Annotated in this window: 20 protein-coding genes; 12 read left to right on the top strand and 8 right to left on the bottom strand. The window is 71.8% G+C overall.

The annotated features are described in order from the left end of the window. Positions 1-144 precede the first annotated feature (144 nt). The 4 genes from OE229_RS08075 to OE229_RS08090 are packed head-to-tail and all read right to left on the bottom strand — an operon-like array spanning position 145 to position 5,316. Positions 145-1,803: an ABC transporter ATP-binding protein gene (locus tag OE229_RS08075; RefSeq protein ID WP_263345218.1), complete on the bottom strand. Its 1,659-nt coding sequence runs from the start codon at positions 1,801-1,803 to the stop codon at positions 145-147. Further along, positions 1,800-2,699, bottom strand: coding sequence for an ABC transporter permease (locus OE229_RS08080; RefSeq protein WP_263345220.1), 900 nt, complete (start codon positions 2,697-2,699; stop codon positions 1,800-1,802). Before OE229_RS08080 ends, OE229_RS08075 begins: the two co-directional genes overlap by 4 nt. Continuing rightward, a complete protein-coding gene (locus OE229_RS08085) occupies positions 2,696-3,691 on the bottom strand; it encodes an ABC transporter permease (RefSeq protein WP_262137353.1) in 996 nt (331 codons plus the stop codon). The genes OE229_RS08080 and OE229_RS08085 overlap by 4 nt, the downstream gene beginning before the upstream one ends. A gap of 5 nt (positions 3,692-3,696) precedes the next feature. Then, complete coding sequence (locus OE229_RS08090; protein WP_262137354.1) at positions 3,697-5,316, bottom strand: ABC transporter substrate-binding protein; 1,620 nt, start codon at positions 5,314-5,316, stop codon at positions 3,697-3,699. Between the two features lie 32 nt (positions 5,317-5,348). On the opposite strand from OE229_RS08090, the gene OE229_RS08095 reads away from it, so the two are divergent. Further along, positions 5,349-5,948: a TetR/AcrR family transcriptional regulator gene (locus OE229_RS08095; RefSeq protein WP_262137355.1), complete on the top strand. Its 600-nt coding sequence runs from the start codon at positions 5,349-5,351 to the stop codon at positions 5,946-5,948. Between the two features lie 31 nt (positions 5,949-5,979). On the opposite strand, the gene OE229_RS08100 is transcribed toward OE229_RS08095, so the two are convergent. After that, the gene (locus OE229_RS08100) at positions 5,980-7,002 is read right to left on the bottom strand and encodes a cation diffusion facilitator family transporter (protein ID WP_182064828.1); all 1,023 of its coding nucleotides are present in this window, start codon (positions 7,000-7,002) and stop codon (positions 5,980-5,982) included. 243 nt (positions 7,003-7,245) lie between these two features. Between OE229_RS08100 and ileS the strand changes: the two genes are divergently transcribed. The 5 genes from ileS to OE229_RS08125 are packed head-to-tail and all read left to right on the top strand — an operon-like array spanning position 7,246 to position 13,724. Continuing rightward, complete coding sequence (ileS, locus tag OE229_RS08105; RefSeq protein ID WP_262137356.1) at positions 7,246-10,503, top strand: isoleucine--tRNA ligase; 3,258 nt, start codon at positions 7,246-7,248, stop codon at positions 10,501-10,503. Continuing rightward, complete coding sequence (locus OE229_RS08110) at positions 10,500-11,993, top strand: bifunctional folylpolyglutamate synthase/dihydrofolate synthase (RefSeq protein ID WP_182064826.1); 1,494 nt, start codon at positions 10,500-10,502, stop codon at positions 11,991-11,993. Before ileS ends, OE229_RS08110 begins: the two co-directional genes overlap by 4 nt. Continuing rightward, a complete protein-coding gene (locus tag OE229_RS08115) occupies positions 11,990-12,406 on the top strand; it encodes a DUF4233 domain-containing protein (RefSeq protein ID WP_111234005.1) in 417 nt (138 codons plus the stop codon). The genes OE229_RS08110 and OE229_RS08115 overlap by 4 nt, the downstream gene beginning before the upstream one ends. 35 nt (positions 12,407-12,441) lie before the next feature. Beyond that, positions 12,442-12,861 carry a nucleoside-diphosphate kinase gene (ndk, locus tag OE229_RS08120; protein ID WP_017885984.1) on the top strand — a complete coding sequence of 140 codons (420 nt, stop codon included), beginning with the start codon at positions 12,442-12,444 and terminating at the stop codon, positions 12,859-12,861. Between the two features lie 14 nt (positions 12,862-12,875). Continuing rightward, positions 12,876-13,724, top strand: coding sequence for a DsbA family protein (locus OE229_RS08125; protein WP_262137359.1), 849 nt, complete (start codon positions 12,876-12,878; stop codon positions 13,722-13,724). A 70-nt stretch (positions 13,725-13,794) separates the two neighbouring features. On the opposite strand, the gene OE229_RS08130 is transcribed toward OE229_RS08125, so the two are convergent. Together OE229_RS08130 and OE229_RS08135 are read right to left on the bottom strand one after the other, a co-directional pair. After that, positions 13,795-14,658, bottom strand: a complete 864-nt coding sequence (locus OE229_RS08130) for a DsbA family protein (RefSeq protein WP_263345224.1) — start codon at positions 14,656-14,658, stop codon at positions 13,795-13,797. Between the two features lie 31 nt (positions 14,659-14,689). Continuing rightward, positions 14,690-15,292 carry a vitamin K epoxide reductase family protein gene (locus OE229_RS08135; RefSeq protein ID WP_259362699.1) on the bottom strand — a complete coding sequence of 201 codons (603 nt, stop codon included), beginning with the start codon at positions 15,290-15,292 and terminating at the stop codon, positions 14,690-14,692. Between the two features lie 347 nt (positions 15,293-15,639). Here OE229_RS08135 and OE229_RS08140 point away from each other — a divergent pair, with 347 nt between their 5' ends. Next, a complete protein-coding gene (locus tag OE229_RS08140; RefSeq protein WP_262137362.1) occupies positions 15,640-18,600 on the top strand; it encodes an Rne/Rng family ribonuclease in 2,961 nt (986 codons plus the stop codon). A gap of 1 nt (position 18,601) precedes the next feature. Next, a complete protein-coding gene (locus OE229_RS08145) occupies positions 18,602-19,522 on the top strand; it encodes a hypothetical protein (protein ID WP_262137363.1) in 921 nt (306 codons plus the stop codon). Between the two features lie 216 nt (positions 19,523-19,738). On the opposite strand, the gene OE229_RS08150 is transcribed toward OE229_RS08145, so the two are convergent. Next, positions 19,739-20,011 carry a DUF4031 domain-containing protein gene (locus OE229_RS08150; RefSeq protein ID WP_262137365.1) on the bottom strand — a complete coding sequence of 91 codons (273 nt, stop codon included), beginning with the start codon at positions 20,009-20,011 and terminating at the stop codon, positions 19,739-19,741. A 179-nt stretch (positions 20,012-20,190) separates the two neighbouring features. On the opposite strand from OE229_RS08150, the gene rplU reads away from it, so the two are divergent. The 4 genes from rplU to proB all read left to right on the top strand — a co-directional run bounded on the left by rplU (position 20,191) and on the right by proB (position 23,256). Beyond that, positions 20,191-20,499, top strand: a complete 309-nt coding sequence (gene rplU / locus OE229_RS08155; protein ID WP_027464715.1) for a 50S ribosomal protein L21 — start codon at positions 20,191-20,193, stop codon at positions 20,497-20,499. 12 nt (positions 20,500-20,511) lie between these two features. Then, positions 20,512-20,763: a 50S ribosomal protein L27 gene (gene rpmA / locus OE229_RS08160; RefSeq protein ID WP_017885976.1), complete on the top strand. Its 252-nt coding sequence runs from the start codon at positions 20,512-20,514 to the stop codon at positions 20,761-20,763. Positions 20,764-20,867: 104 nt separating this feature from the next. Beyond that, entirely contained in the window at positions 20,868-22,430 is a 1,563-nt protein-coding gene (gene obgE / locus OE229_RS08165) for a GTPase ObgE (RefSeq protein WP_182064819.1), read from the top strand. Positions 22,431-22,437: 7 nt separating this feature from the next. Then, positions 22,438-23,256, top strand: coding sequence for a glutamate 5-kinase (proB, locus tag OE229_RS08170; protein WP_259581043.1), 819 nt, complete (start codon positions 22,438-22,440; stop codon positions 23,254-23,256). Positions 23,257-23,300: the final 44 nt, after the last annotated feature.

The following is a 23,300-nucleotide window of genomic DNA, read 5'->3' on the forward strand; positions in this document are numbered from 1 at the left end:
GGGGCCGCCTCGCGGCAACCCGGCCAGGAGGCCCGGTGCACGTCCGTCACGGACGCGCGCCGGGCCTCCTGGCCGTTCCGGGGCCGTCGGTGACGTCACGCGCCCAGCGACAGTCCACGGGCACGCGTGAGCGTGGACTGGTGCTCAGCCCACGAGGTCGGCGGCGGGGCCCGCCGCCAGCCGCTCCGCGGCGTGCAGCAGCCGCGCCGTCACCGGGTGCGCCGGGCGCGCGAAGACCTCGGCGGCCGGGCCCTGCTCGACGACCGCGCCGCGGTGCACCACGAGGACGTCGTCCGCCATCCGCCGGACCGCTCGCAGGTCGTGCGACACGAACACCATCGCCACCCCGGTCTCGTCGCGGAGCCGTTCGAGCAGCCGCAGCACGGCGTCCTGCACCGTCGCGTCGAGGGCGGTCACCGGTTCGTCGAGCACGATCACCTCGGGCTCGGTCGCCAGCGCGCGGGCGATCGCGAGCCGCTGCCGTTGCCCACCGGACAGGGTGCGGGGGGAGCGGGACCGCAGCACGGGGTCGAGGTCGACCTGCCGCAGTGCCGCGTCGACCCGTTCGCCGAGCGCACCGCGCGCCCGCCGTTCCTCACCGCGTGAGAACGCGTCGGCGAGGACCCGCTCCACGTTCCACCGTTCATCGAACGTCGCCCCGGGGTCCTGCACGACGGCCGCGACCCGGTGCCGTCGGGGGCGTCGCTCGCGCTCGGGCAGCGGGACCCAGGGTTCGTCGTCGAGCGTGACCGTGCCGGCGTCGGGTGTCTCGAGCCCGAGGAGCATCCGTGCGAGCGTCGTCTTGCCCGAGCCCGAGGCACCGATCACCCCGAGCACCCGGCCGCGCTCGAGCGCGAACGACACGTCGTCGACCGCGAGCACCCCGCCGTACCCCCGCGAGAGGCCCTGCGCCGAGAGCACGTCCCTCGCACCGTGCGAGGTCGGCTCCGAACCGTGCGAGGTTCCGGATGCCGTGCGAGCCTCGACGCCTCGCACGGCATCCGGAACCTCGCACCGAACCACAGCGGGCGCCGCCGCAGCACCGGCCGCACGCACCAGCGCCCGGGTCGCGGGGTGCACGGGCGCCGCGAAGACCTCGGCGACCGCACCCTGCTCGACGATCCGGCCCTCGTGCACGACGGCGACCCGGTCGGCCCACCCTGCGACGAGCCCCAGGTCGTGCGTGATGACGAGCAGCCCGGCGCCCCGCGTCTGCGCCGCTCGCAGCTGTTCCATCACGGTGACCGCGACCCCGGCGTCGAGCGCCGTCGTCGGTTCGTCGGCGACGAGCAGCGCGGGGGACCCGACGGTGGCCGCGGCGATGAGGGCCCGCTGTCGCATCCCGCCCGACAGGGTCCCGGCGAGCCGGCCGTCGGTCGCGATGTCCGGGTCGAGGCCCACCGCGGCCAGGGCATCGCGCACGGCGTCCACGCGCTCGGCCGCACGCATCTCGGTGTGCAGGCGGAGGCTGTCGGCGACCTCGCGCCCGACGGGGCGCAGCGGGTCCAACGCGCCCAGGGCCTCCTGGCCGACGTAGCCGACCCGCGAGCCCCGCAGCCGTCGCCACCGCCGGTCCGTGTACCCACCGACGTCGACGCCGTCGACCGAGAACACGTCGGCGTGCACGGCGGCGCCGGGCGCGGACAGGCCGAGCACGGCGCGGGCGGTGACGGTCTTGCCGGAGCCGGACGCCCCCACCAGGGCGACGCACTCGCCGGCGTCGACGCGCAGGTCGACACCGTGCACGATCGGGGTGCCGCCGATGGTGACGGTGAGCCCGCGGACGTCGAGGACGCCGCTCACCGCGCGGCCCCGGTCCGTCGGATCGCTCGGCCGAGCACGGTGACGGCGGTAGCGAGCACAACGATCGCGAGCCCGGGGAAGGTGCTCATCCACGGTGCGGTCTGCAGGTAGGTGCGGCCGTCGGCGAGCATCGCGCCCCACTCCGGTGCGGGCGGGGGCGTGCCGACGCCGAGGTAGCTCAGCGCCGAGGCCCACACGACCGCCTGCCCGACCCCGAGCGTGGCGACGGCGACGACGGGCCAGAGCGCCGTCGGCAGCACGTGCCGGACCACGGTGCGGACGGGTGAGCGGCCGAGCAGCACCGCCGTCTCGACCACCTGCGAGCTCCGGGCGGCCCGGACCAGGCCGCGCACGATCCGGGCGTACCCGGGAGCTGTCGCGAACCCGACCGCGAGCACCGCCGGCACCGGACCCGGGCCGGTCACGGCGATGACGACCAGGGCGACGAGCAGCAGCGGCAGGGCGAACGCGACCTCGGTGACGCGGCCGATGACGGCGTCGAGCAGGCGTCCGAGCCGCCCGGCCCCGGCTCCGAGCCCGGCGACGACGCCGAGCAGGACGCCCACGCCGCCGCCGATCAGGGTCGCGGCGACGCCGACGACGAGCGATGCGCGGGTGCCCGCGACCACCCGTGCCAGGACGTCGCGGCCGGACTCGTCGGTGCCGAACGGGTGCGCGCCGCTCGGTGCGGCCAGGGCATCCGCGGGGTGCACCGCGAGCGGGTCACCGCCGCCGAGCAGGGCGGGCCAGGCCGCCGCCACGACGGCGACCAGGACGACCACCCCCGCGGAAATGCCGCCGGCGCCGAGCGTCCCCCCACGGACGCGCTCGGTGCCGGCGGCGGTCTGGTGGCCGGGTGCTCCGGTCTGGAGGCCCGGGTCGGCGATCCCGCTCACCGCGCGCCCGCCGGACGGCTGGTTCCACGGCGTCGTGCACCGCCAGGGCGGGAGGTCGCGTTCCGGGCGGTGCTGCGCGGGTCGACGACCCGCTCGACGAGGTCGGCCACGGCCAGCACGACGACGTACGCGGCCCCCGACACCATCGCGATGCCGGCGACGAGCGGCATGTCCCGTTGGGTGACGGCGGTCACCAGGGCGCGGCCGATGCCGGGCAGGGCGAACACGGACTCGACGACCACGGCCCCGGAGACGAGCGACCCGAAGGCCCACGCGGACAGCGCGATCCCGGGCAGGGCGGCGTGCCGGAGCAGGTGCCGTCCGAACAGTCCGAGGCGGGTCTCGCCCCGGCCCCGGGCGGCGAGGGCGAAGGCGGAGCGCTGCGCGTCGACCACGCCGTCGCGCACGGTCTCAGCCAGGTATCCGGCGACCGGTACGGCCACGGTCAGCACCGGCAGCACCCAGCCGCGCGCGGTGCCGTCACTGACCGCCGGCACCCACCCCAGGGACGTGGCGAACACGACGATGAGCACGCTGCCGAGCCAGAAGTGCGGCATCACGCTCGCGGTGACGCTCAGTGCGCCGGTGAGCCCGGCGGCGATCCGGCCGCGCTGCGTCGAGGCCCACGCGGCGATGATCGCCAGCACCCAGGCGACGACGAGGCCGGCGACCGCGAGCGTCAGGGTGACGGGAAGCTGCTGGGCGAGGAGCGTCGCGACCGGGGTGCGGAACGCGTACGAGTCGCCGAGCTGCCCGGTCGCCAGGCGTCCGAGGAACACCGCGTACTGCACCAGGACGGGCTGGTCGAGGCCGTACTCGTGCCGCACCTGGGCGACGGCCTCGGCCGAGGCCTGCGACCCCGGTCCGCCGAGGATCGCGAGCGCCGGGTCACCGGGGATGAGCCGGATCGCGACGAAGACGATCGTCGCGACGGCCCAGAGCACGCCGATCCCTCCGGCGAGCCGCCGGACGGCCCACCAGACCCACCGCATCCGGGTCAGCGGTCGATCCAGGCGGTGCCGAACCAGGGCGTCGAGACCGGGGTCGTCCGGATGCCGTGCACGGCTGAGCGCACCAGGAAGTGGTTCTGCTGGTCGTACAGGGGGAGCACGGTGTCGCTCGCCAGGATCGCTTTCTGCGCCTGCTCGTACAGGTCGGCGCGCTCGTCGGCGTCCGAGGTGCGGGCGGCCTGTTCGAGCAGCCGGTCGACGGCGGGGTCGTCGAGCTGGGCCAGGTTCGCGAAGTAGCCGGACGGTGCCGGTTCGATGCTCGCGCTGTCGTACAGGATGCGCAGGACGTCGGGGCCCACCTTCGTGTACGGGGCGCTCACGACGTCGTACTCGTTCGCGGCCAGTGCGGCGTACCAGCTGGAGAGGTCGAGTTCGTCGAGCACCACCTTGAACCCGACGGCCTTCTCGGACGCCTGGATCTGCTGGAACAGGCTGCGCTCGGCCGGCACCGACTGGTTCGTCGAGACGGGGAAGGTCACGGTGAGCTGCTTGCCGTCCTTCTCGCGGATGCCGTCGGACCCGACCTTCCACCCGGCGTCGTCCAGGAGCTGCTTCGCCTTGGTGGGGGAGTAGGTGAACCGGCTCTTCTCGGAGTACGCGAGCGGCTCGGCGCTCGACAGCACCGAGTACGAGCGCTCCGCGGTACCCAGGAAGAGCGACTGCAGGCCGGGGTCGATCTCGGCACCGGCGATGAAGGCCTGGCGCACCGCCTCGTCGCGGAACACCCCGTGGCCGGAGTTCAGCTCGAGCCGGTTCGAGGCGCCGGGGCGCGGCGCGTCGAGGTCGCGGATCGCGCCCTTCGCCGACGCGGCCTCGAGCTGGTCGGGCTGGGCGTTGTCGATCACGTCGACCTGGCCGGACTGCAGCGCGGCGTAGCGCGAGGTCGAGTCCGGCAGGAACCGCCACGTGATGCCGGACAGGCGCGGCTTCGTCTTCCCCCAGTACCCGGTGTTCTTCGTCAGCGTGACGCGGTCGCCGTGCTTCCAGCCGGTGACCTCGAAGGGGCCGGTGCCGACGGGGGACTCGCAGTTCGTCGCCTGCTCGCGCTCGAGCGCCTTCGGGGACTCCATGCCCACCCAGGGCTGCGAGAAGGACTCGAGCAGCGCGCTGTCCGGCCGACTCAGTGTCAGCGTGACGGTGTGCTCGTCGGTGGCGGTCGCCTTCGTGATGGACTGCAGCGCCAGGTAGCCGGTGCTCGAAGCGGTGGCCGGGTCCTGCACGTGCTCGATGTTCGCCACGACCGCGGCTGCGTCGAACGGGGTGCCGTCGGTGAAGGAGACGTCGTCACGCAGGGTGAACGTCAGGGTCTTCCCGTCGTCGCTCGTGGTCCACTTCGTCGCGAGTTCCGGCGCGGGCTTGCCGTCCTCGAGGCCGACGAGCTCCTCGATGTACTGCGTCGCCAGGAGCGCCTGCGGGTAGTTGCCGCCGACGTGCGGGTCGAGGCAGGTCGGTTCGGCGTCGCCGGAGGCGTAGGTGAGCGTGCCGCCCGCGACCGGGGTGCTGCTCCCGGTGCTCGTGCCCGGTCCGCTGCAGGCCGCCAGGACGAGCAGGACCGCCGAGGCGCCCGCGGCTGCGGCGAGGGTTTTCTGTACTGAGTCCAAGATCATGGCGGAACGAGTCTAGCGGTTAACTGGGGCCCATGGACGAACCGATCCGCCGCGGTGGCAGACCCCGACGCTCGAGCGCCGAGGTGCTCGCGGACGCCGCCGCCGAGCTCTTCCTCGAGCAGGGGTACGGACGCACCACGGTCGACCAGATCGCTGCCCGCGCCGGGGTCAGCCGCGCGACGTTCTTCAACTACTTCCCGGCGAAGGCCGACGTGATGTGGCTCGAACTCGACGCCGCCGTCGCCGGGCTGCCCGGGTACCTCGCCGCGTCGACCGAGCCGAGCGCAGTCCGGGCGGTCGAGCAGGCGCTCCTCGCCGCCGCTCGTGCGCACGACCCCGAGCGGGTGCCGTGGGCCGTCGCGCAGGCCGAGGTGATGGGCATCGGGCCCGAGCTGGTGGCGGGCGTCGCGGTCCGGGTGACGGCGCAGCACGAGGCCGTCGCCGCCTTCGTCGCGGGCCGCACGGGGGAGCAGCCGCGCGCGCTCTGGCCGCAGACGGTGTCCGGCGCGATGCTCGGTGCCGCCGCCGCGGCGTTCGGGGTGTGGGTCACCGACGGCGTCGGCCGGCGTGCGCTCGTCGAGTACGTCGCGGCGGCGCTCACCCCGGTGGTCGCGGGCCTCGACGCCCGCTGACGCTCACGCGGTGCGCGGGATCCCCGCACGCTCACTCCGTGCGCAGGGTCCCTGCACCGCCGGACGCCACGTCCTCCACGGTGCCGTCCCGGACGACCTCGGGCACGTCGCCGTCGGTCGGCACCAGCGACTCGTCGCCCGGGTAGCTCAGGGTGAGGACGGCCTCCTCGATGTACGGGCTGTCCTCGAGCGACTTCTCCACGTCACGCAACCGCACCGCCACGTGCTCCTCGGTCTCGTTGCCGGTCAGGTCGACGGCAGCGACCAGGTACACCCGCGACGGCCCCACGAACTCCAGGTGCAGGTAGGTGACCCGCTCGACCTGCGACCGGCCGAGCAGCTCGACGAGCACCGCGTTCTCGAGCTCGGGGGACGTGCTCTCGCCGAGCAGGAACCGGCGGTTGCGGTCGATCAGGACGATCGCGACGACCCCGAGCAGCACGCCGATCGCGATGGACCCGAGCGCGTCGAACACCGCCAACCCGGTGACCTGGTGCAGGAACACCCCGAGGAACGCCACGACCAGGCCGATCAGCGCCGCCGCGTCCTCGGCGAACACCGCACGGAGCGTCGGGTTCGACGACTGCAGCACGTGCCGCAGCACCGGGACCTTGCGCTTCGTCGCGGCACCGTGCGCCTGCCGGTAGGCCTGCAGGAAGCTCGTGCCCTCGAGCAGGAACGCGACCCCGAGCACGACGTAGTTGAGCACGACGTCCTCGGCCGGCCCGGTGTCCCCGAACTCCGAGATGCCGTGGGAGATCGAGACGATCGCTCCGGCCGTGAACAGGCCGAACGCGGCGAACATCGACCAGATGTAGGTCTCGCGCCCGTACCCGAGCGGGTGCGCGGTGTCCCGCTCCTTGCCGCCCCGTCGTTCGGCGACGAGCAGGAACACCTCGTTGCCGGTGTCCGCCCAGGAGTGCGCCGCCTCGGCCACCATCGAGGCGGACCCCGAGACGAGCGAGGCGATCGTCTTCGCGATCGCGACGAGCAGGTTCGCCCCGAACGCGATCAGGACGGTGACGAGTGACTCGGGGCGTTCTTCTGCGGGCATCACTCAAGCATGCTCCCGTCCGGTAAAGTCGTGTTCCAAGAGCATCGATCCGGCCATCACCGGGGAGCTTCCGGAAGAACGCGGAGCGCACCAGCGCCTCCGTCAGTAGAACCGGGCGGGTTCGGGACCGTCACCACCCCGACACAGAGTGGTCGCACAGCGCACGTTGGGCGGCAAACGAGGTGGTACCGCGGAACCTGCTTTCGTCCTCGTGGAGATCGAGCGAACCCACAAGGAGTCCCGGTGCCGTACCCGTTGAACGCCGATGCCGATGGCGTCGTCCCCTCGCCGAGCTTCCCCGCCGTCGAGCGGGGCATCCTCGCCTTCTGGAAGCGCGACGACACGTTCCAGGCGTCGATCGACGCGCGGCAGGGCTGCCCGGAGTGGACCTTCTACGACGGTCCGCCCTTCGCCAACGGCCTGCCGCACTACGGGCACCTGCTGACCGGGTACGCCAAGGACGTCTTCCCGCGCTACCAGACCATGCGCGGCAAGCAGGTGCACCGCCGCTTCGGCTGGGACACCCACGGCCTGCCCGCCGAGCTCGAGGCGATGCGCCAGCTCGGCATCACCGAGAAGCACGAGATCGACGCCATGGGCATCGACGTCTTCAACGCCGCTGCGAAGAAGTCCGTGCTGCAGTACACCGACGAGTGGCAGGAGTACGTCACCCGTCAGGCGCGCTGGGTCGACTTCGAGGACGACTACAAGACCCTCGACGTCACCTTCATGGAGAGTGTGCTCTGGGCGTGGAAGCAGCTCTGGGACAAGGGCCTGGCGTACGAGGGCTTCCGGGTCCTGCCGTACTGCTGGAACGACCAGACGCCGCTGTCCAACCACGAGCTCCGCATGGACGACGACGTCTACAAGATGCGCCAGGACCAGTCGGTCACCGTCTCGTTCCCGCTGCACGGCGACCGCGCTTCCGCGCTCGACCTGACCGGTGTGCGTGCGCTCGCCTGGACGACGACCCCCTGGACCCTCCCGACGAACGCCGCCCTCGCGGTCGGCCCGGACATCGCGTACGCGGTCGTCCCGGCAGGGCCTGGAGGCGCGGCCGACGGTGGCGAAGCGGGTTCCGCCTCGTACCTCCTCGCGTCCGACACCGTGGCCGCGCACGCGAAGGAGCTCGGCTACGCCTCGGGTGACGAGGCGCTCGCCGCCGTCGCGCGCACGCTCACGGGCGCCGAGCTCGACGGCGTCGAGTACGAGCGCCTGTTCGACTTCCTGGCCGACCAGGAAGGCTACGAGAACGCGTGGCGCGTCCTGGTCGCCGAGTACGTCGAGACCGGTGAGGGCACCGGCGTCGTGCACCAGGCTCCGGCCTACGGTGCCGACGACCAGGAGGTCTGCGCCGCAGCCGGCATCCCCGTCGTGCTGTCCCTCGACGAGGGTGGCGTCTTCACGTCGCAGTTCGGCGAGGTCGCCGGCATGCTCTGGTCGGACGCGAACAAGCCGCTGACCAAGGCCGTCCGCGACGCCGGGCGGCTGCTCCGCCAGGCGTCCTACGAGCACAGCTACCCGCACTGCTGGCGGTGCCGGAAGCCCCTCATCTACAAGGCCGTGTCGTCGTGGTTCGTCCGGGTCACCGAGCTCCGCGACCGCATGGGCCAGCTCAACCAGGACATCAACTGGGTGCCGGACAACGTCAAGGACGGCCAGTTCGGCAAGTGGGTCGGCAACGCCATCGACTGGTCGGTCTCGCGCAACCGCTACTTCGGCACGCCGATCCCGGTGTGGCAGTCCGACGACCCCGAGTACCCGCGCACCGACGTGTACGGCTCGCTCGCCGACATCGAGCGCGACTTCGGTCGCCTGCCGGTGAACGCCGAGGGCGAAGTGGACCTGCACCGGCCGTTCATCGACGACCTGACGCGGCCGAACCCCGACGATCCCACGGGCGGGTCGACGATGCGCCGGATCACCGACGTGTTCGACGTGTGGTTCGACTCCGGCTCGATGCCCTACGCCCAGGTGCACTACCCGTTCGAGAACGCTGCGTGGTTCGAGTCGCACAGCCCGGCCGACTTCATCGTCGAGTACATCGGGCAGACACGCGGCTGGTTCTACGTCATGCACGTGCTCTCCACCGCGCTGTTCGACCGGCCGGCGTTCCAGAACGTCATCAGCCACGGCATCGTCCTCGGCTCGGACGGCCAGAAGATGTCGAAGTCGCTCCGGAACTACCCGGACGTCTCCGAGGTCTTCGACCGCGACGGTGCCGACGCCATGCGCTGGTTCCTGATGTCCTCGTCGGTGATCCGCGGCGGCAACCTCGTCGTCACCGAAGAGGGCATCCGCCAGGGCGTCCGCGAGTTCATGCTGCCGCTGTGGTCGACGTACTACTTCTTCACCCTGTACGCGAACGCCTCGGGTCCCGACGGGTACCGGGCCCAGCGCCGGACCGACTCGACCGACGTGCTCGACCGGTACCTGCTCGCGAAGACCCGGGTCCTCGTCACCGACGTCCGGACGCACCTCGACGCGCTCGACACCCCGCTCGCGGCCCAGGCCGTCCGCGACTTCGCCGACGTGCTCACGAACTGGTACGTCCGCCGCTCGCGTGACAAGTTCTGGACCGGGGCCGACGCGGACGCCGGAGCCGAGACCCGTGCGGCGTTCGACACGCTGTACACCGTGCTCGAGACCCTGACCCGGGTCGCCGCACCGCTCGCGCCGCTCGTCACCGAGGAGATCTGGAAGGGCCTGACCGGCGGGCGCAGCGTCCACCTGACGGACTTCCCGGACCCCGACGAGTTCCCCGCCGACGACGCTCTCGTCGACGCGATGGACCGCGTGCGCGACGTCGCCTCGAAGGGGCTGGCGCTCCGCAAGGCCACCGGCAAGCGCGTCCGCCTGCCCCTCGCCACGCTGACCCTGGTGGTACCGGACCCGGCCGCGGTCGAACCGTTCGCCGACATCCTGCGCGACGAGCTCAACGTCAAGCGCGTGGTGCTCGAGGCCCAGGCCGAGGAATCGCTGGCGCAGTACGGCATCGAGCGGAAGCTCACCGTGAACGCCCGCGTCGCCGGCCCCCGCATCGGCAAGCAGGTGCAGCAGGTGATCCCGGCCGCCAAGAAGGGCGACTGGACCGCGACCGAGTCCGGCGTGACCGTCGGTGGCGTCGACCTGATCGAGGGCGAGTACTCGCTCGACCTCACCGTGGCCGACGCCTCGGTGGCCGTGGCGTTCCTCGATGAGGGCGGTTTCGTGGTCCTCGACACCGTGACCACGCCCGAGCTCGAGGCCGAGGGGCTCGCCCGTGACGTCGTCCGCGCCGTCCAGCAGGCGCGCCGCGACGCCGACCTCGACGTCAGCGACCGCATCGCCCTGACCCTCCGGGTGGACGACACGGCCGAAGGCGCGGTCCGCGCGCACCAGGAACTCATCGCCGGGGAGACCCTGGCGACGAGCGTCGAGATCGTGCCCCTCGGGGCGGACGACACCACCACCGACGTCGGTGACGGTGCGAAGGTATCCGTGGAGGTAGCACGCGCATGAGTGACGACGGCCAGTACGACGACCACGAGGCGAACGAGGAGTTCGTCGGACACGACGAGTTCGATGGACGCGACGAGGACGGCATCCGGATCCCGGTCGGCCCCTCCGGCGACGCTCCGACCGACGCCGTGCCCTACGGTGGCGACGACGACGAGGTCCGCCGCGTCGAGGCCGCCCTGTACGCCCGCATCGGCGAACAGGCCCCGGAGCGCCGACTGACCGCCACCCGCCGTGCCGTCGAGCTGCTCGGCGACCCGCACCTGGCGTACCCGGTGATCCACATCACGGGGACGAACGGCAAGACGTCGACCGCGCGCACCATCGAGAGCATCGTCCGGGCCCACGGTCTGCGCACCGGGCTGATGACGAGCCCGCACCTGGTGTCGATCCGGGAGCGCATCGTGGTCGACGGCCAGCCGATCGCGGCGGACCGGTTCGTCGAGAACTGGGACGACATCGCCCCGGTGCTCGAGATCACCGACCGCGAGCTCGCCGACAAGGGCGAACTCCCGCTGACCTTCTTCGAGGCGCTCACGGTGCTCGCCCTGGCGTGCTTCGCCGAGGCGCCGGTGGACGTCGCCGTGATCGAGGTCGGCATGGGCGGCGAGTGGGACTCCACCAACGTCGTGCAGAGCCAGGTGTCGGTGTTCACGCCGATCGCCATCGACCACGCGAAGCAGCTCGGTGCCACGGTGGCCGAGATCGCCCGCACCAAGTCGGGCATCGTCAAGCCGTCGTCCGCCGTGGTGTCGAGCCGCCAGGTCCCCGAGGCCCTCGCCGAACTCGAGCGTGCCGCCGAGCTCACCGAGTCCACCCTGGCCGTCGAGGGCACGGGCTTCAGCGTCGTCGACGTCACCCCGGCCGTGGGCGGACAGCTCGTCACCGTGCAGGGCATCGCCGGCCGCTACGACGACCTGTTCCTGCCGCTGTTCGGCCGGCACCAGGCCGACAACGCCGCCGTGGCGATCGCGGCGGTCGAGTCGTTCCTCGGTCGCGGGGCCCAGGCCCTCGACGAGGACGTCCTGTCCGAGGGCATCGCCGGCACGACCAGCCCCGGTCGCCTGCAGCCCATCGCGACCGACCCGACCGTCGTCGTCGACGCCGCGCACAACCCGCACGGGGCGAAGGCCCTGGCCGAGGCCCTTCCGGTGGCGTTCCCGTCCGAGCACGTCGTCGGCGTCGTCGGGATCCTCGGTGACAAGGACGCCCGAGGGTTCGTCCGCGCGCTCAAGGACACCGTCGCCACGTTCGTCGTGACGCAGCCGCCGGGGGAGCGTGCGCTCGACGCGGACGAGTTCGCCCGGGTCGTCGTCGACGAGGTCGGCGAGGACCGCGTCGTCGTCGAGCCGTCCCTGGCGTCCGCACTGCAGGAAGCGCGCAGCCTGGCCGACGAGGCGGACGCCGAGGACGCCCTCGTGCTCGTCGCGGGCTCCATCGTGATGGTGGGTGCGGTCATGGACCTCGTGCACCGCGAAGGCGAGGCGAAGTGACGGACGCACCAGGTGCCTCCCGTCCGGGCCGTGCACCGCGCACCCGCAAGCCGCGCCGCGAACGCGGGGCGCAGGAGAGCCTGCTCTCGATCACGCTGGTGCTCGAGGCGATCATGTTCTTCTTCCCCATGCTCGTCGTCTTCGGCAAGGGCACGCTGCCGCCCGCCGCGGCCTTCGGCGGCGGCATCGGCGCGATCATCGTCCTCGCAGCTGCCTCACGTCTGACGGGCAACCGAGCCGGTGTATGGTTCGGGTGGCTGCTGCAGGCGGCCATCCTCGCCACCGGGTTCATCGAACCGTTCATGTTCGCGGTCGCCGTGGTGTTCCTGGCGCTGTGGGTGTTCTGCTTCGTCAAGGGCGGTCAACTGGACCGTCAGAACGCCGCGCGCCGAGCGGCCATGGGCGAGGACTGACCACCACATTCGACCCCGAACACAGGGAGTACTGCGTGTCCGACTTCGAAGAGACCCTCGTCCTCGTCAAGCCCGACGGCGTCGCCCGCCAGCTGACCGGTGAGATCCTCCGCCGGATCGAGGCGAAGGGCTACGAGCTCGTCGACCTGAAGATGCTCACCGCGCCGCGCGACCTGCTCGACGCGCACTACGAGGAGCACCAGGGCAAGCCGTTCTTCGAGCCGCTCGTCGAGTTCATGCAGTCCGGTCCCGTCGTCGCCGTGCGCGTCGCGGGCAACGGTGCGATCGCGGGCTTCCGCTCGCTCGCCGGCACCACCGACCCGACCTCGGCCGCACCCGGCACCATCCGTGGTGACCTCGGTCGCGACTGGGGCCTCAAGGTGCAGCAGAACCTGGTCCACGGTTCGGACAGCCCCGAGTCGGCCGCGCGCGAGCTCGCGCTCTGGTTCGCCTGAACGACGGGGACGACGTGACGAACAACGACCGACCCACCAAGAACGAGCGTCGTCAGCACGCTCGAGAGGTCGCACGGCAGCGCGCCGACGCCGAGAAGCGTCGCAAGCGCCGCAACAAGTGGTTCCTGCAGGGCGGCATCGGCCTGGGGATCGTGGCGATCGCCGCGATCATCGCGATCGTCGTGGTGAACGTGAACAACGCGCCCGTGGTGTCCGCAGCGGGGCCGAAGAACATGGCCACCGGTGCGATCCAGTTCACCGGCCAGGACGGCGAGGTCACCCCGGTGACGACGCCGGCCGTCTCCGCGACGGGCTCGGCCTCGCCGGTCCCGACGGCGAACAGCGACGGCGCCGTGACGGTCACCGAGTACGTCGACTGGGCCTGCCCGGTCTGCAAGCAGTTCGAGGCGGCCTACTCCGACCAGATCCTCGACAAGGTGAAGTCGGGCGACGCGACCCTGGCGATCCAGCCGGTGTCGATCCTCGACCGCAGCTACGCGGGCTCCCGCTACGCCAGCCGTGCCGCGAACGCCGCCATGTGCGTGGCGAACTACGCGCCGGACAAGTTCCTCGACGTGCAGACGCAGTTCTTCGAGAACCAGCCGGCGGAGGGCACCAAGGGCCTGACCAACTCCGAGATCGCGAAGCTCGTCAAGGCAGGCGGCGCGACCGGTTCGGACCTGTCCGAGTGCCTGTCCACCGAGCAGTTCAAGGGCTGGGTGACGAAGTCCACGCAGGCCGTCACCACGAACGAGGCGCTCGCGGGCGCGCAGGGCTTCGGCACGCCGACGATCGTCGTCGACGGCAAGCGCCTGGACGACCTGAGCACCGTCATCACCGCGATCGACGCCGCGGTGAAGTAGCACTCTCCGAACGACCGACGGCCCTCGCTCCCATCCGGGAGCGGGGGCCGTTCGTCGTGAGCGGAGAAGGCTAGGACGCCCGGCTGTGCTCCCGGACGAACGCCGCGAACGCGTCGACGTCGGCGAGCAACGTCGCGCCGTCCGCGTTGTACTGCTCGCCGTCGACGATGATCGTCGGCGTGCTCGTGATCCCGTCGAGCGACGAGTTCGGCACCGGGTCGTTCATCGCCCGGTTCGTGGCGTCGGCGACCCACCCGGCGAAGTCCTGCCCGGTGATGCACGGTGGCACGGCCGGGTCCGTCGCTCCGGCTTCGCGCGCCAGGGACGCCAGCTCGTCGTTCGTGAGTCCGCGCGTGCTCTCCGACGGCTGGTGATCGTAGAGCGAGGTGTTGAACGCCAGGAACGCGTCCGGGTCGTGGTCCGCGACGCACGCGGCAGCCGCGGCGGAGCGGGTCGAGTACCGCGATCCGAGCGACACGCGGTCGAGCAGCCCGAGCGGGTGCAGCTCGAGGGTCGCGGTGCCGTCCTCGACCCACTGCCGGATCCGGGGCATCTGGGCCGTCTCGAACTGGTTGCAGTACGGGCACATGTAGTCCGCGTAGATCGTGATCGCGGTCTTCGAGCCGTCCTGCTCGGTGGGCGTCGGCGTCCCGCCGTCGGGCACCGCCCTCGTCTCGACGGGCACGATCCTGCCGTGCACCCCGGTGAGCAGGACGCCGTCGCTCGCCGCGTTCCGCGGACCCGGCCCAGCGGGCTGCACGGAGTTCGCGATCACCAGGACGACCACCGCGACCACCGCGAGGCCGCCGACGATGATCCCGCTGATGCCGAGTGTGCGACGGCGGCGTCGGCGCGACTGCTCCGCCGCCCGTGCCGCTCTTGCGCGTTCCCGCGCGGCCAGCCGGCGCGCGCTGCTGCTCTCGATCTCGCTCATCGATCCCGAGCGTAGGGGCAGCGGGGACGGCTCAGAAGCTGGTGAGGACCGCGGGGAACTTGATGATGATCGTGACGATGATGACCAGGTAGTTCGCCAGGGCGAACGCCCAGCTGAAGGGCAGGAGCGATCGCCCGACGCGCTGCGCCCCGGCGCCGAAGCGACCCTGCGCCATGTTCCAGATCGTGAACACCCAGAACATCGGGATGGTCATCGACCACACGAGCATGCACCACGGGCACAGGGCGCCGATGACGAAGACGGTCTGCGTGAACAGCCAGGTCACGAACACCCACGCCAGGAAGACACCGGTGTTGAACGTGATCCAGAACCAGCGCGAACCGTTCCGGAACCCGGCGAGCAGCAGCACCGCGACGGCGATCGGGGCGACGAACCCCATGACGCCGAGCAGCGGGTTCGGGAAGCCGAACAGGTGCCCCTGCCAGCTGGCCATCACGTCGGAGCAGTTGATGAACGGGTTCACGTCACAGCTGAGGACGGCCTTCGGGTTCTCGTACTTCGTGAACTCGTCGAGGACGAGCCGGAACGAGCCGAACAGGCCGACGATCCCGGTGACGAGCAGGAAGACCGCCATCGCGATCGGACGACGGGGGGCAGGTGCGGACGCGGTCACGCGGTCATCATCGCATGCGGGTTCCGGTGCTTTCCGGGTGCGGCATGCGATAATGCCTGGAGGTCGTGCGGCCAACCGCACACCGAAGAGAGCTTTCCGAGTGACGCCCCACCGGGCCGAACCCGGACGATCCGGTGCGGTGAGAGCGCACTGTGGTCGGGCAGCGTCACTCCGACGCCGAGCCGGACCGGGCCGGGTGCCCGGACCGGAACGGGCGCGGACGCAACGAGAAGTTGACGCGGACCGATCACGAGACAGCGAGCGCGGGGGCGTCGACGCCGCCCGCCACGACACAGAATTCCCGCCACCCGAAGGGGTGCGAGTGGGGCCGAGGAGTGCACCAGTCCATGGTGGAGCAGAACAACGACAACACGACCAACGACGAGAACGCGCCGAAGCGCCGGAGCCGCCTGTTCGGCGGCCGCCGCGCTCGGTCCTCCGGCCAGGAGGCCCGTGGGGGCGCCGAGCAGGCACCCCACGCCGACGAGACCCTCGCGCTGACGGGCGGCGCTGACGCCCGTCCCGCGGCCAGCGTCGCGTCGGCCGGTTCGCCGGACTCTCCCGGATCGCCGGACTCGCCCGACTCCCCGGCCTCGCCGGCGTCGCCCGTCGAGCCGACCGACACCGAGGCGGTCTCCGTCGCGGTCGAAGCCGTCGCCGACAGCGGTGCCGAGCCGCATGACGTGAGCACGCTGACCGGTGACCTGCCGGTCGTGACGGGCGACCGGTCGGGCAGCGCGACCGACGGGGCGGACGCGGGCCGCGCCTCCCGTCCGGCCGACGCCGCACCGACGGCCGAGGCGAGCGACGACGCCGCGCCCGCCGACGAGCCGTTCGTGCCGAAGGCCACGAGCACGCTCAGCCTGATCTTCCACGCGCCGGTGCTGCCGGAGCTGCCGCAGCGCGCGCCCCGGTTCGACCGTGACCGTGACCGTGACCGTGACGAGGACGACCGCTACGACCGCGAGGACCGTTTCGATCGCGACGACCGCGACGACCAGGGCGGCTCGCGCCGTCGCTCGCGTCGCCGTGGTTCGAGCGCCGACCGCGAGGCCCGCGAGCCGCGCGACCACCAGGAGCCGCGCCGCCGCGAGCCGGAGCTCATCACCGAGCCGCAGCGCATCAAGGGCTCGACCCGGCTCGAGGCGAAGAAGCAGCGCCGCCGTGACGGCCGCGACGCCGGACGCCGCCGCCAGGTCGTCAGCGAGGACGAGTTCCTCGCCCGCCGCGAGAGCGTCGACCGCCAGATGATCGTCCGCTCCAGCTCGTCGACGATCGAGATCGGCGTGCTCGAGGACGGCATCCTCGCCGAGCACTACATCACCAAGTCCGAGAACGTGTCGCTCATCGGCAACGTCTACCTCGGCAAGGTGCAGAACGTCCTGCCCTCGATGGAGGCCGCGTTCGTCGACATCGGTCGTGGCCGGAACGCCGTGCTCTACGCCGGTGAGGTCGACTGGAACTCCGTCGAGACCGGCAACCACGGTCGCCGCATCGAAGCAGCGCTCAAGCCGGGCGACAAGGTTCTCGTGCAGGTCACGAAGGATCCGGTCGGCCACAAGGGCGCCCGCCTCACCAGCCAGATCTCCCTGCCGGGCCGCTACCTGGTCTACGTGCCGAACGGCTCGATGAACGGGATCTCGCGCAAGCTGCCGGACACCGAGCGTGCCCGACTGAAGAAGATCCTGAAGGAGGTCCTGCCGGAGCACGCGGGCGTCATCGTGCGCACGGCTGCCGAGGGCGCGACCGAGGAGCAGCTCACCCGCGACGTGCAGCGCCTGACCAGCCAGTGGGAGGCCATCCAGAAGAAGGTCGCCGGTGGTCACGCCCCGGTGATGCTGCACTCCGAGCCCGACCTGCTCATCAAGATCGTCCGCGACGTCTTCAACGAGGACTTCACGAAGCTGATCATCGACGGCGAGGCCGCCGGCGGCACCATCGACGAGTACCTGTCGGCCGTCGCCCCGGACCTCAAGGACCGCGTCGTCCGGTACGAGGGCCCCGACTCCTTCGAGGAGTTCCGCCTCAACGAGCAGATCGACAAGGCGCTCGACCGCAAGGTCTGGCTGCCCTCCGGTGGTTCGCTCGTCATCGACCGGACCGAGGCCATGACGGTCGTCGACGTCAACACGGGCAAGTTCGTCGGCTCCGGCGGCAACCTCGAGGAGACCGTCACGAAGAACAACCTCGAGGCCGCCGAGGAGATCGTCCGGCAGCTCCGCCTGCGGGACATCGGCGGCATCATCGTCGTCGACTTCATCGACATGGTGCTCGAGGAGAACCGCGACCTCGTGCTCCGCCGTCTGGTGGAGTGCCTGAGCCGTGACCGCACGAAGCACCAGGTCGCCGAGATCACCTCGCTCGGCCTCGTGCAGATGACCCGCAAGAAGATCGGTGTCGGTCTGCGCGAGTCCCTCGACGAGGTCAACGCCAAGATCAACGACAACAACGCCGACCCGGGCCCGAGCAAGGGTCGTCGCAAGGGCCGTGGCGGGAACGGCAACGAGAACGGCCGGTCCGGCGGCAACGGCAACGGCAACTCGGGGTCGTCGGGGTCGTCGAACGGCGCGACCAGCCAGGCGCACCAGATCACCGACGACGTGAAGAACGCGCTGTCGCGGATCGCCGCCTCGACCCTGTCGCACGACGAGCAGGAGGCGGCAGCCGCCGCGACGACCGCGACGGAGGCCACGGCGCCGTCGTCGGCCGACGCGTCGACCGGAACGGACGGCACGGGTGGCGAGCAGCCGACCGGTTCGAAGCGCCGTCGCCGTGGCCGTGGCGGCCGCGGGGCTGACCAGCAGAGCGGAGACCAGCAGAGCGGCGACCAGCAGGCCGCTGCCGACGCCCGAGTCACCGATGCGGCGCAGACACCTGCCGCCGAGCAGTCCGATGCGCCGGAGTCGCCGGTCACCGCCGAGCCCGCCGTGATCGTCGAGCCCGAGGTGCGCGCGCCGAAGGGTGCTGCTCCGGCCGTCACCGAGCCCGCGGCCGCACCGAAGGCGAAGGCCCCGGCCCGCCGTCGCGTGAGCTCGAGCGCCACCGTGACGCCGACCGACAACACCGTGGCGATCCTGGACATCCCGATCGCCGCGGCGCCCAAGCGCGAGCCCCGCGCGGTCGCCCCGGATGCCGAGTCCCTGCTCGACTCGGTCCTCCAGGCGCTCCCGGAGCCGAAGCAGCCCGGACAGGGGCGCTCGCGCTCCCGCCGGGTCTCGTCGCCGAGCATCAGCGCTCCCGCCACGCCGACGGAGGAGCCGACCGACGACGCCGACGGCTCCGACGGCGCAGTGATCCTGGGGAACTGACGTGACGAACCCGGGCGACCCGCAGCAGCAGCGTGGGTACTACGGTGCGGGCTGGTCCCAGCCCGCACCGCCCGGCCCGGGTGCCCAGCAGCCCGGCGGCCCGGTGCCGCCGCAGCAGGGCGGTGTGCCGCAGTACGGCCGTCAGCCCGGTGCCGGTGCGCCGTACGCCCCGCCGCGGCCGCCCCGTGCCCCGGCCGACCCGCGCCGGGCCTTCGCGCCCGGCGCCTCGGTGACCAACACGGCCGGTGCGCTCATCGCCGTGGTGGCCCTGGTGCTCGTCGAGTTCGTGTCCGGGCTCTTCGGTCTGCTCGGCACCTCGCTCGTGGTCAGTCCGTTCCGGCACTACGGTGCCGGCACGAGTCTGCTCGGCAGCTTCACGACCGGGGTCTTCGTGGCACCGTTCCCGTACTACGTGGGCGCGTTCCTGGCCATGGCGTTCCTGACGCCGATCGACCGCCGCAGCCCGCTGCCGAGGCTCCTGCTCCGCGTGGTCCTCGCCGGCGCCGCGGGCACGGTGGCCCTGATGCTCGTCGGGGTCTTCACCGGCTCGTTCGGAGCGGCCACCGCCGGCGGTTCCCAGCTCGTCATCGACGTGCTCACGCGGCCGCTGCAGAACGGTCTGCCGTTCACCGTGATGCTCCTGGCGACCGCGACGGCGGCCTGGCTCTGGCTCGGTCGGCCGCGCCGCGGACGTGGCTCGTCGACGACTCCGGGGATGCCGGGCACCGTCCGACCCGCGGACGCGGTCCCGCCCTCGACGATCCAGCAGCCGCAGCCGCAGCAGCAGCCGCCGGCACCGTACGGGCAGGGGCGTGTGCAGCCCGACCCCCACGGCCAGTACGGCGGGCAGTACGGCGCCGGGCCGCGCCCAGACCAGCAGCAGCCTCCGGCGAACCCCTGGGGCGGTCCAGCGCCCCGCTGAGCCCGTTCGCGGCCCCTCGCACGGTGCGACGCCCCGCCGCGTCACCGCCGCCCCCTTCGAGCCGTGCGGGGTTCCGTACTCGGTGCGCCGGTCTCCGCGTCGCACCGAACCCGGAACCTCGCACCGTTCGCGCGGCCCTGCGAGCCGGCGGTGCACCGTGTGCGGCGCCGGGCGGGGCGGACGCACGCCGCGCCTCCCGGGCGCCCGGACGCGCGGTCAGATGCTGCGCTTGTCCCGCTGCGCCACGCGCAGCCCACTGCGGATCAACCGCAGCACGAGCTCGCGACCGGTCACGGCCGAGGCACCGGCGGCCACGAGTTCGTCGTACCGCGCGAGCGGGACGTCGTAGTGGTCGTGGTCGAACGCACGCCGCGGCACACCGGCCCGCGCGGCGAACGCGTGGAGTTCCGCGTAGGATTCATCACTGACGAGGTGCGACCACAGTGTGTCGTGGGCGGGCCACGTCGGTGGGTCGATCAACACGGTCACCGTGCAATCGTACGGGTGTCGCCGTTTGACCGGACCCAGGGTGATCGAGTATTCTCGGTCCCTGGTGTCAGCGGGCCGTTCTGCCTGCGTCGCCGATCGGGCCCGGCCTTCCGGGAGCCGCTCGTGCAGAAGTGGGCACCCGAGACTTCCCTCAAGCAGAGTTACGTAAGGATTTCCACGTGGTTTACGCAGTAGTGCGCGCCGGCGGCCGTCAGGAGAAGGTCGAGGTCGGCACCATCCTGACCATCGACCGTGCCAAGGCGGACGACAAGGGCAACATCGACCTCGCCCCCGTGCTCCTCGTGGACGGTGACAAGATCACGTCGGCGGCTTCCGAGCTCGCGAACGTGACCGTCACCGCCGAGGTGCTCGACGACCTCCGTGGTCCCAAGGTCATCATCCAGAAGTTCAAGAACAAGACCGGGTACAAGAAGCGCCAGGGTTTCCGCGCTGAGCTGACCCGCGTCAAGATCACCAAGATCGCGTAAGGGAGTCAACTCATGGCACACAAGAAGGGTGCGAGTTCCACTCGCAACGGTCGTGACTCGAACGCACAGCGCCTCGGCGTGAAGCGCTTCGGTGGCGAGGTCGTCAACGCCGGCGAGATCATCGTGCGCCAGCGCGGCACGCACTTCCACCCGGGCGCCAACGTCGGCCGCGGTGGCGACGACACGCTGTTCGCCCTCTCGTCCGGTTCGGTCGAGTTCGGCACCAAGGGTGGCCGCAAGGTCATCAACATCGTCAACGCGTAGTCGTTCGAACGACTGCAGCTGGAGGGGCGGGCCGAGTGCCCGCCCCTCCTTCGCTTTTCCCGCCGACGATCCCGTCGGCACAACGAAACACCTGGAGTGGACCCATGGCGACCTTCGTCGACCGCGTGACCCTGCACCTCAGCGCGGGGCACGGCGGCAACGGCTGCGTGTCGGTCCGCCGTGAGAAGTTCAAGCCCCTCGCCGGGCCCGACGGCGGCAACGGCGGTGACGGCGGCGACATCGTGCTCGTGGCCGACCCGCAGGTGACGACACTCCTCGGCTACCACCGTTCCCCGCACCGCTCGTCGAAGAACGGGCAGCCCGGCATGGGTGACCACCGCAGCGGTGTCAGCGGCGAGGTCCTCGAGCTCCCGATGCCCGTCGGCACCGTGGTGTACGACGAGTCCGGCGAGGTCATCGCCGACCTCACCGAGCCCGGCATGCGCGTCGTCGTGGCCCCCGGTGGACAGGGCGGCCTCGGCAACGCGGCGCTCTCGACCACGAAGCGCAAGGCCCCCGGCTTCGCGCTGCTCGGCACCGAGGGCTGGGCGGGGGACATCAGCCTCGAGCTGAAGACCATCGCCGACGTGGCCCTCGTCGGGTTCCCGAGCGCCGGCAAGTCCTCGCTGATCGCGGCCGTCTCCGCCGCGAAGCCGAAGATCGCGGACTACCCGTTCACGACCCTCACTCCGAACCTCGGCGTGGTCGAGTCCGGTGACACCCGGTTCACCGTCGCCGACGTCCCCGGTCTGATCGAGGGTGCGTCCGAGGGCAAGGGTCTGGGCCTCGAGTTCCTGCGCCACGTCGAGAGGTGCGAAGCGCTGCTGCACGTCATCGACTGCGCCACGCTCGATCCGGGCCGCGACCCGATCAGCGACCTCGACGTGATCCTCGGCGAACTCGAGCGCTACCCGGTCCCCGAGGGCCAGGTGCCGCTGCTCGAGCGCCCGCAGCTCATCGCCCTGAACAAGATCGACGTGCCCGAGGCGCAGGAGCTCGCCGAGTTCGTCACCGCGGAGCTCGAGGGCCGCGGCTACCGCGTCTTCCCGATCTCCACGGCGTCCCGCAAGGGGCTCCGTGAGCTGACGTTCGCCCTGGCCGACATCGTCGAGCAGGCCCGCGCCGCCCGTGCGGCCGAGCCCGTGCCGGAGCGCATCGTGCTCCGCCCCCGATCGGTCAACGAGAAGCCGTTCACCGTGCGCGCCGAGGGCGGCGAGGAGCACCGCTTCTACCGCGTCCGCGGCGCCAAGCCGGAGCGTTGGGTCCAGCAGACCGACTTCACCAACGAAGAGGCGATCGGCTACCTGGCCGACCGGCTCGCGAAGCTCGGCGTCGAGGACGGCCTGTTCAAGGCCGGAGCCGTCGCCGGCTCGACCGTCGTCATCGGTGGCGACGGCGGCATGGTGTTCGACTGGGAGCCCACGCTCACGTCGACCGCGGAGCTCATCACGAGCGCCCGTGGGACCGACGCCCGTATCGGTGCGACCTCGCGCCCGACCCGCAACGAGCGGCGCGAGGAGTACTTCGAGCGGATGGACGCCAAGGCGGCCGCCCGTGCCGAGCTCGAGCAGGAGCGCGTCTCCGGGCTCTGGGTGGACGACGACGTGGTGACCAGCGACCAGCTCGGCACGAGCGACCAGGTCGAGACCAGCGACCAGAAGGACTGACCGCGGCATGACCGACACGACCGCCCGCACCGACCTCGGACCCGTCACCCGGCGCGAGGACATCCCGCGTGCGCGGCGGATCGTGGTCAAGGTCGGCTCGTCCTCGGTCAGCGGTGACGCCGCCGGCCAGATCGGCCCCCTGGTGGACGCCCTGGCCGCTGCCTACGGCCGCGGGACCGAGGTCGTGCTCGTGTCGTCCGGTGCGATCGCGACCGGGTTCCCGTTCCTCGGGCTCGAGGGCCGGCCGGACGACCTCGCCACGCAGCAGGCGGCGGCTGCGACCGGGCAGAACGTCCTGATGTTCCGCTACCAGAAGGAACTCGACCGGCACGGTGTCGTCGCGGCGCAGATCCTGCTCACCGCCGGCGACCTGCAGAACCCCACGCACCGGGTGAACGCCCAGCGCGCCATCGACCGGTTGCTCGCCCTGCGCGTGCTCCCGATCGTGAACGAGAACGACACGGTCGCCACGCACGAGATCCGTTTCGGCGACAACGACCGGCTCGCGGCCCTGGTGGCCCGGTTGCTCGAGGCCGATGCCCTGGTGCTGCTCTCCGACGTCGAGGCGCTCTACACGGCACCCCCGGAGCAGCCCGGCGCGACCCGCATCGACGAGGTGCCGTTCGGCGACGAGCTGGCCGGGGTCACGTTCGGCTCGATCGGTACCGCCGGCGTCGGCACCGGGGGGGCGGGGACCAAGGTCGCCGCCGCGCGGCTCGCGGCCGAGGCGGGCACCGCGGTGCTCGTGACCGACACGGCGCTGGTCGACCGCGCGCTGGCGGGCGAACACCTCGGCACCTGGTTCCACGCCGCACCGCGTCGCTGACGCAGCCCGGACCACGCCCGGAGCGGTCAGGACTCGCCGTCGGG

The organism is Curtobacterium poinsettiae, assembly GCF_025677645.1.
In the GTDB taxonomy this organism is placed as follows: Bacteria; Actinomycetota; Actinomycetes; order Actinomycetales; family Microbacteriaceae; genus Curtobacterium; species Curtobacterium poinsettiae_A.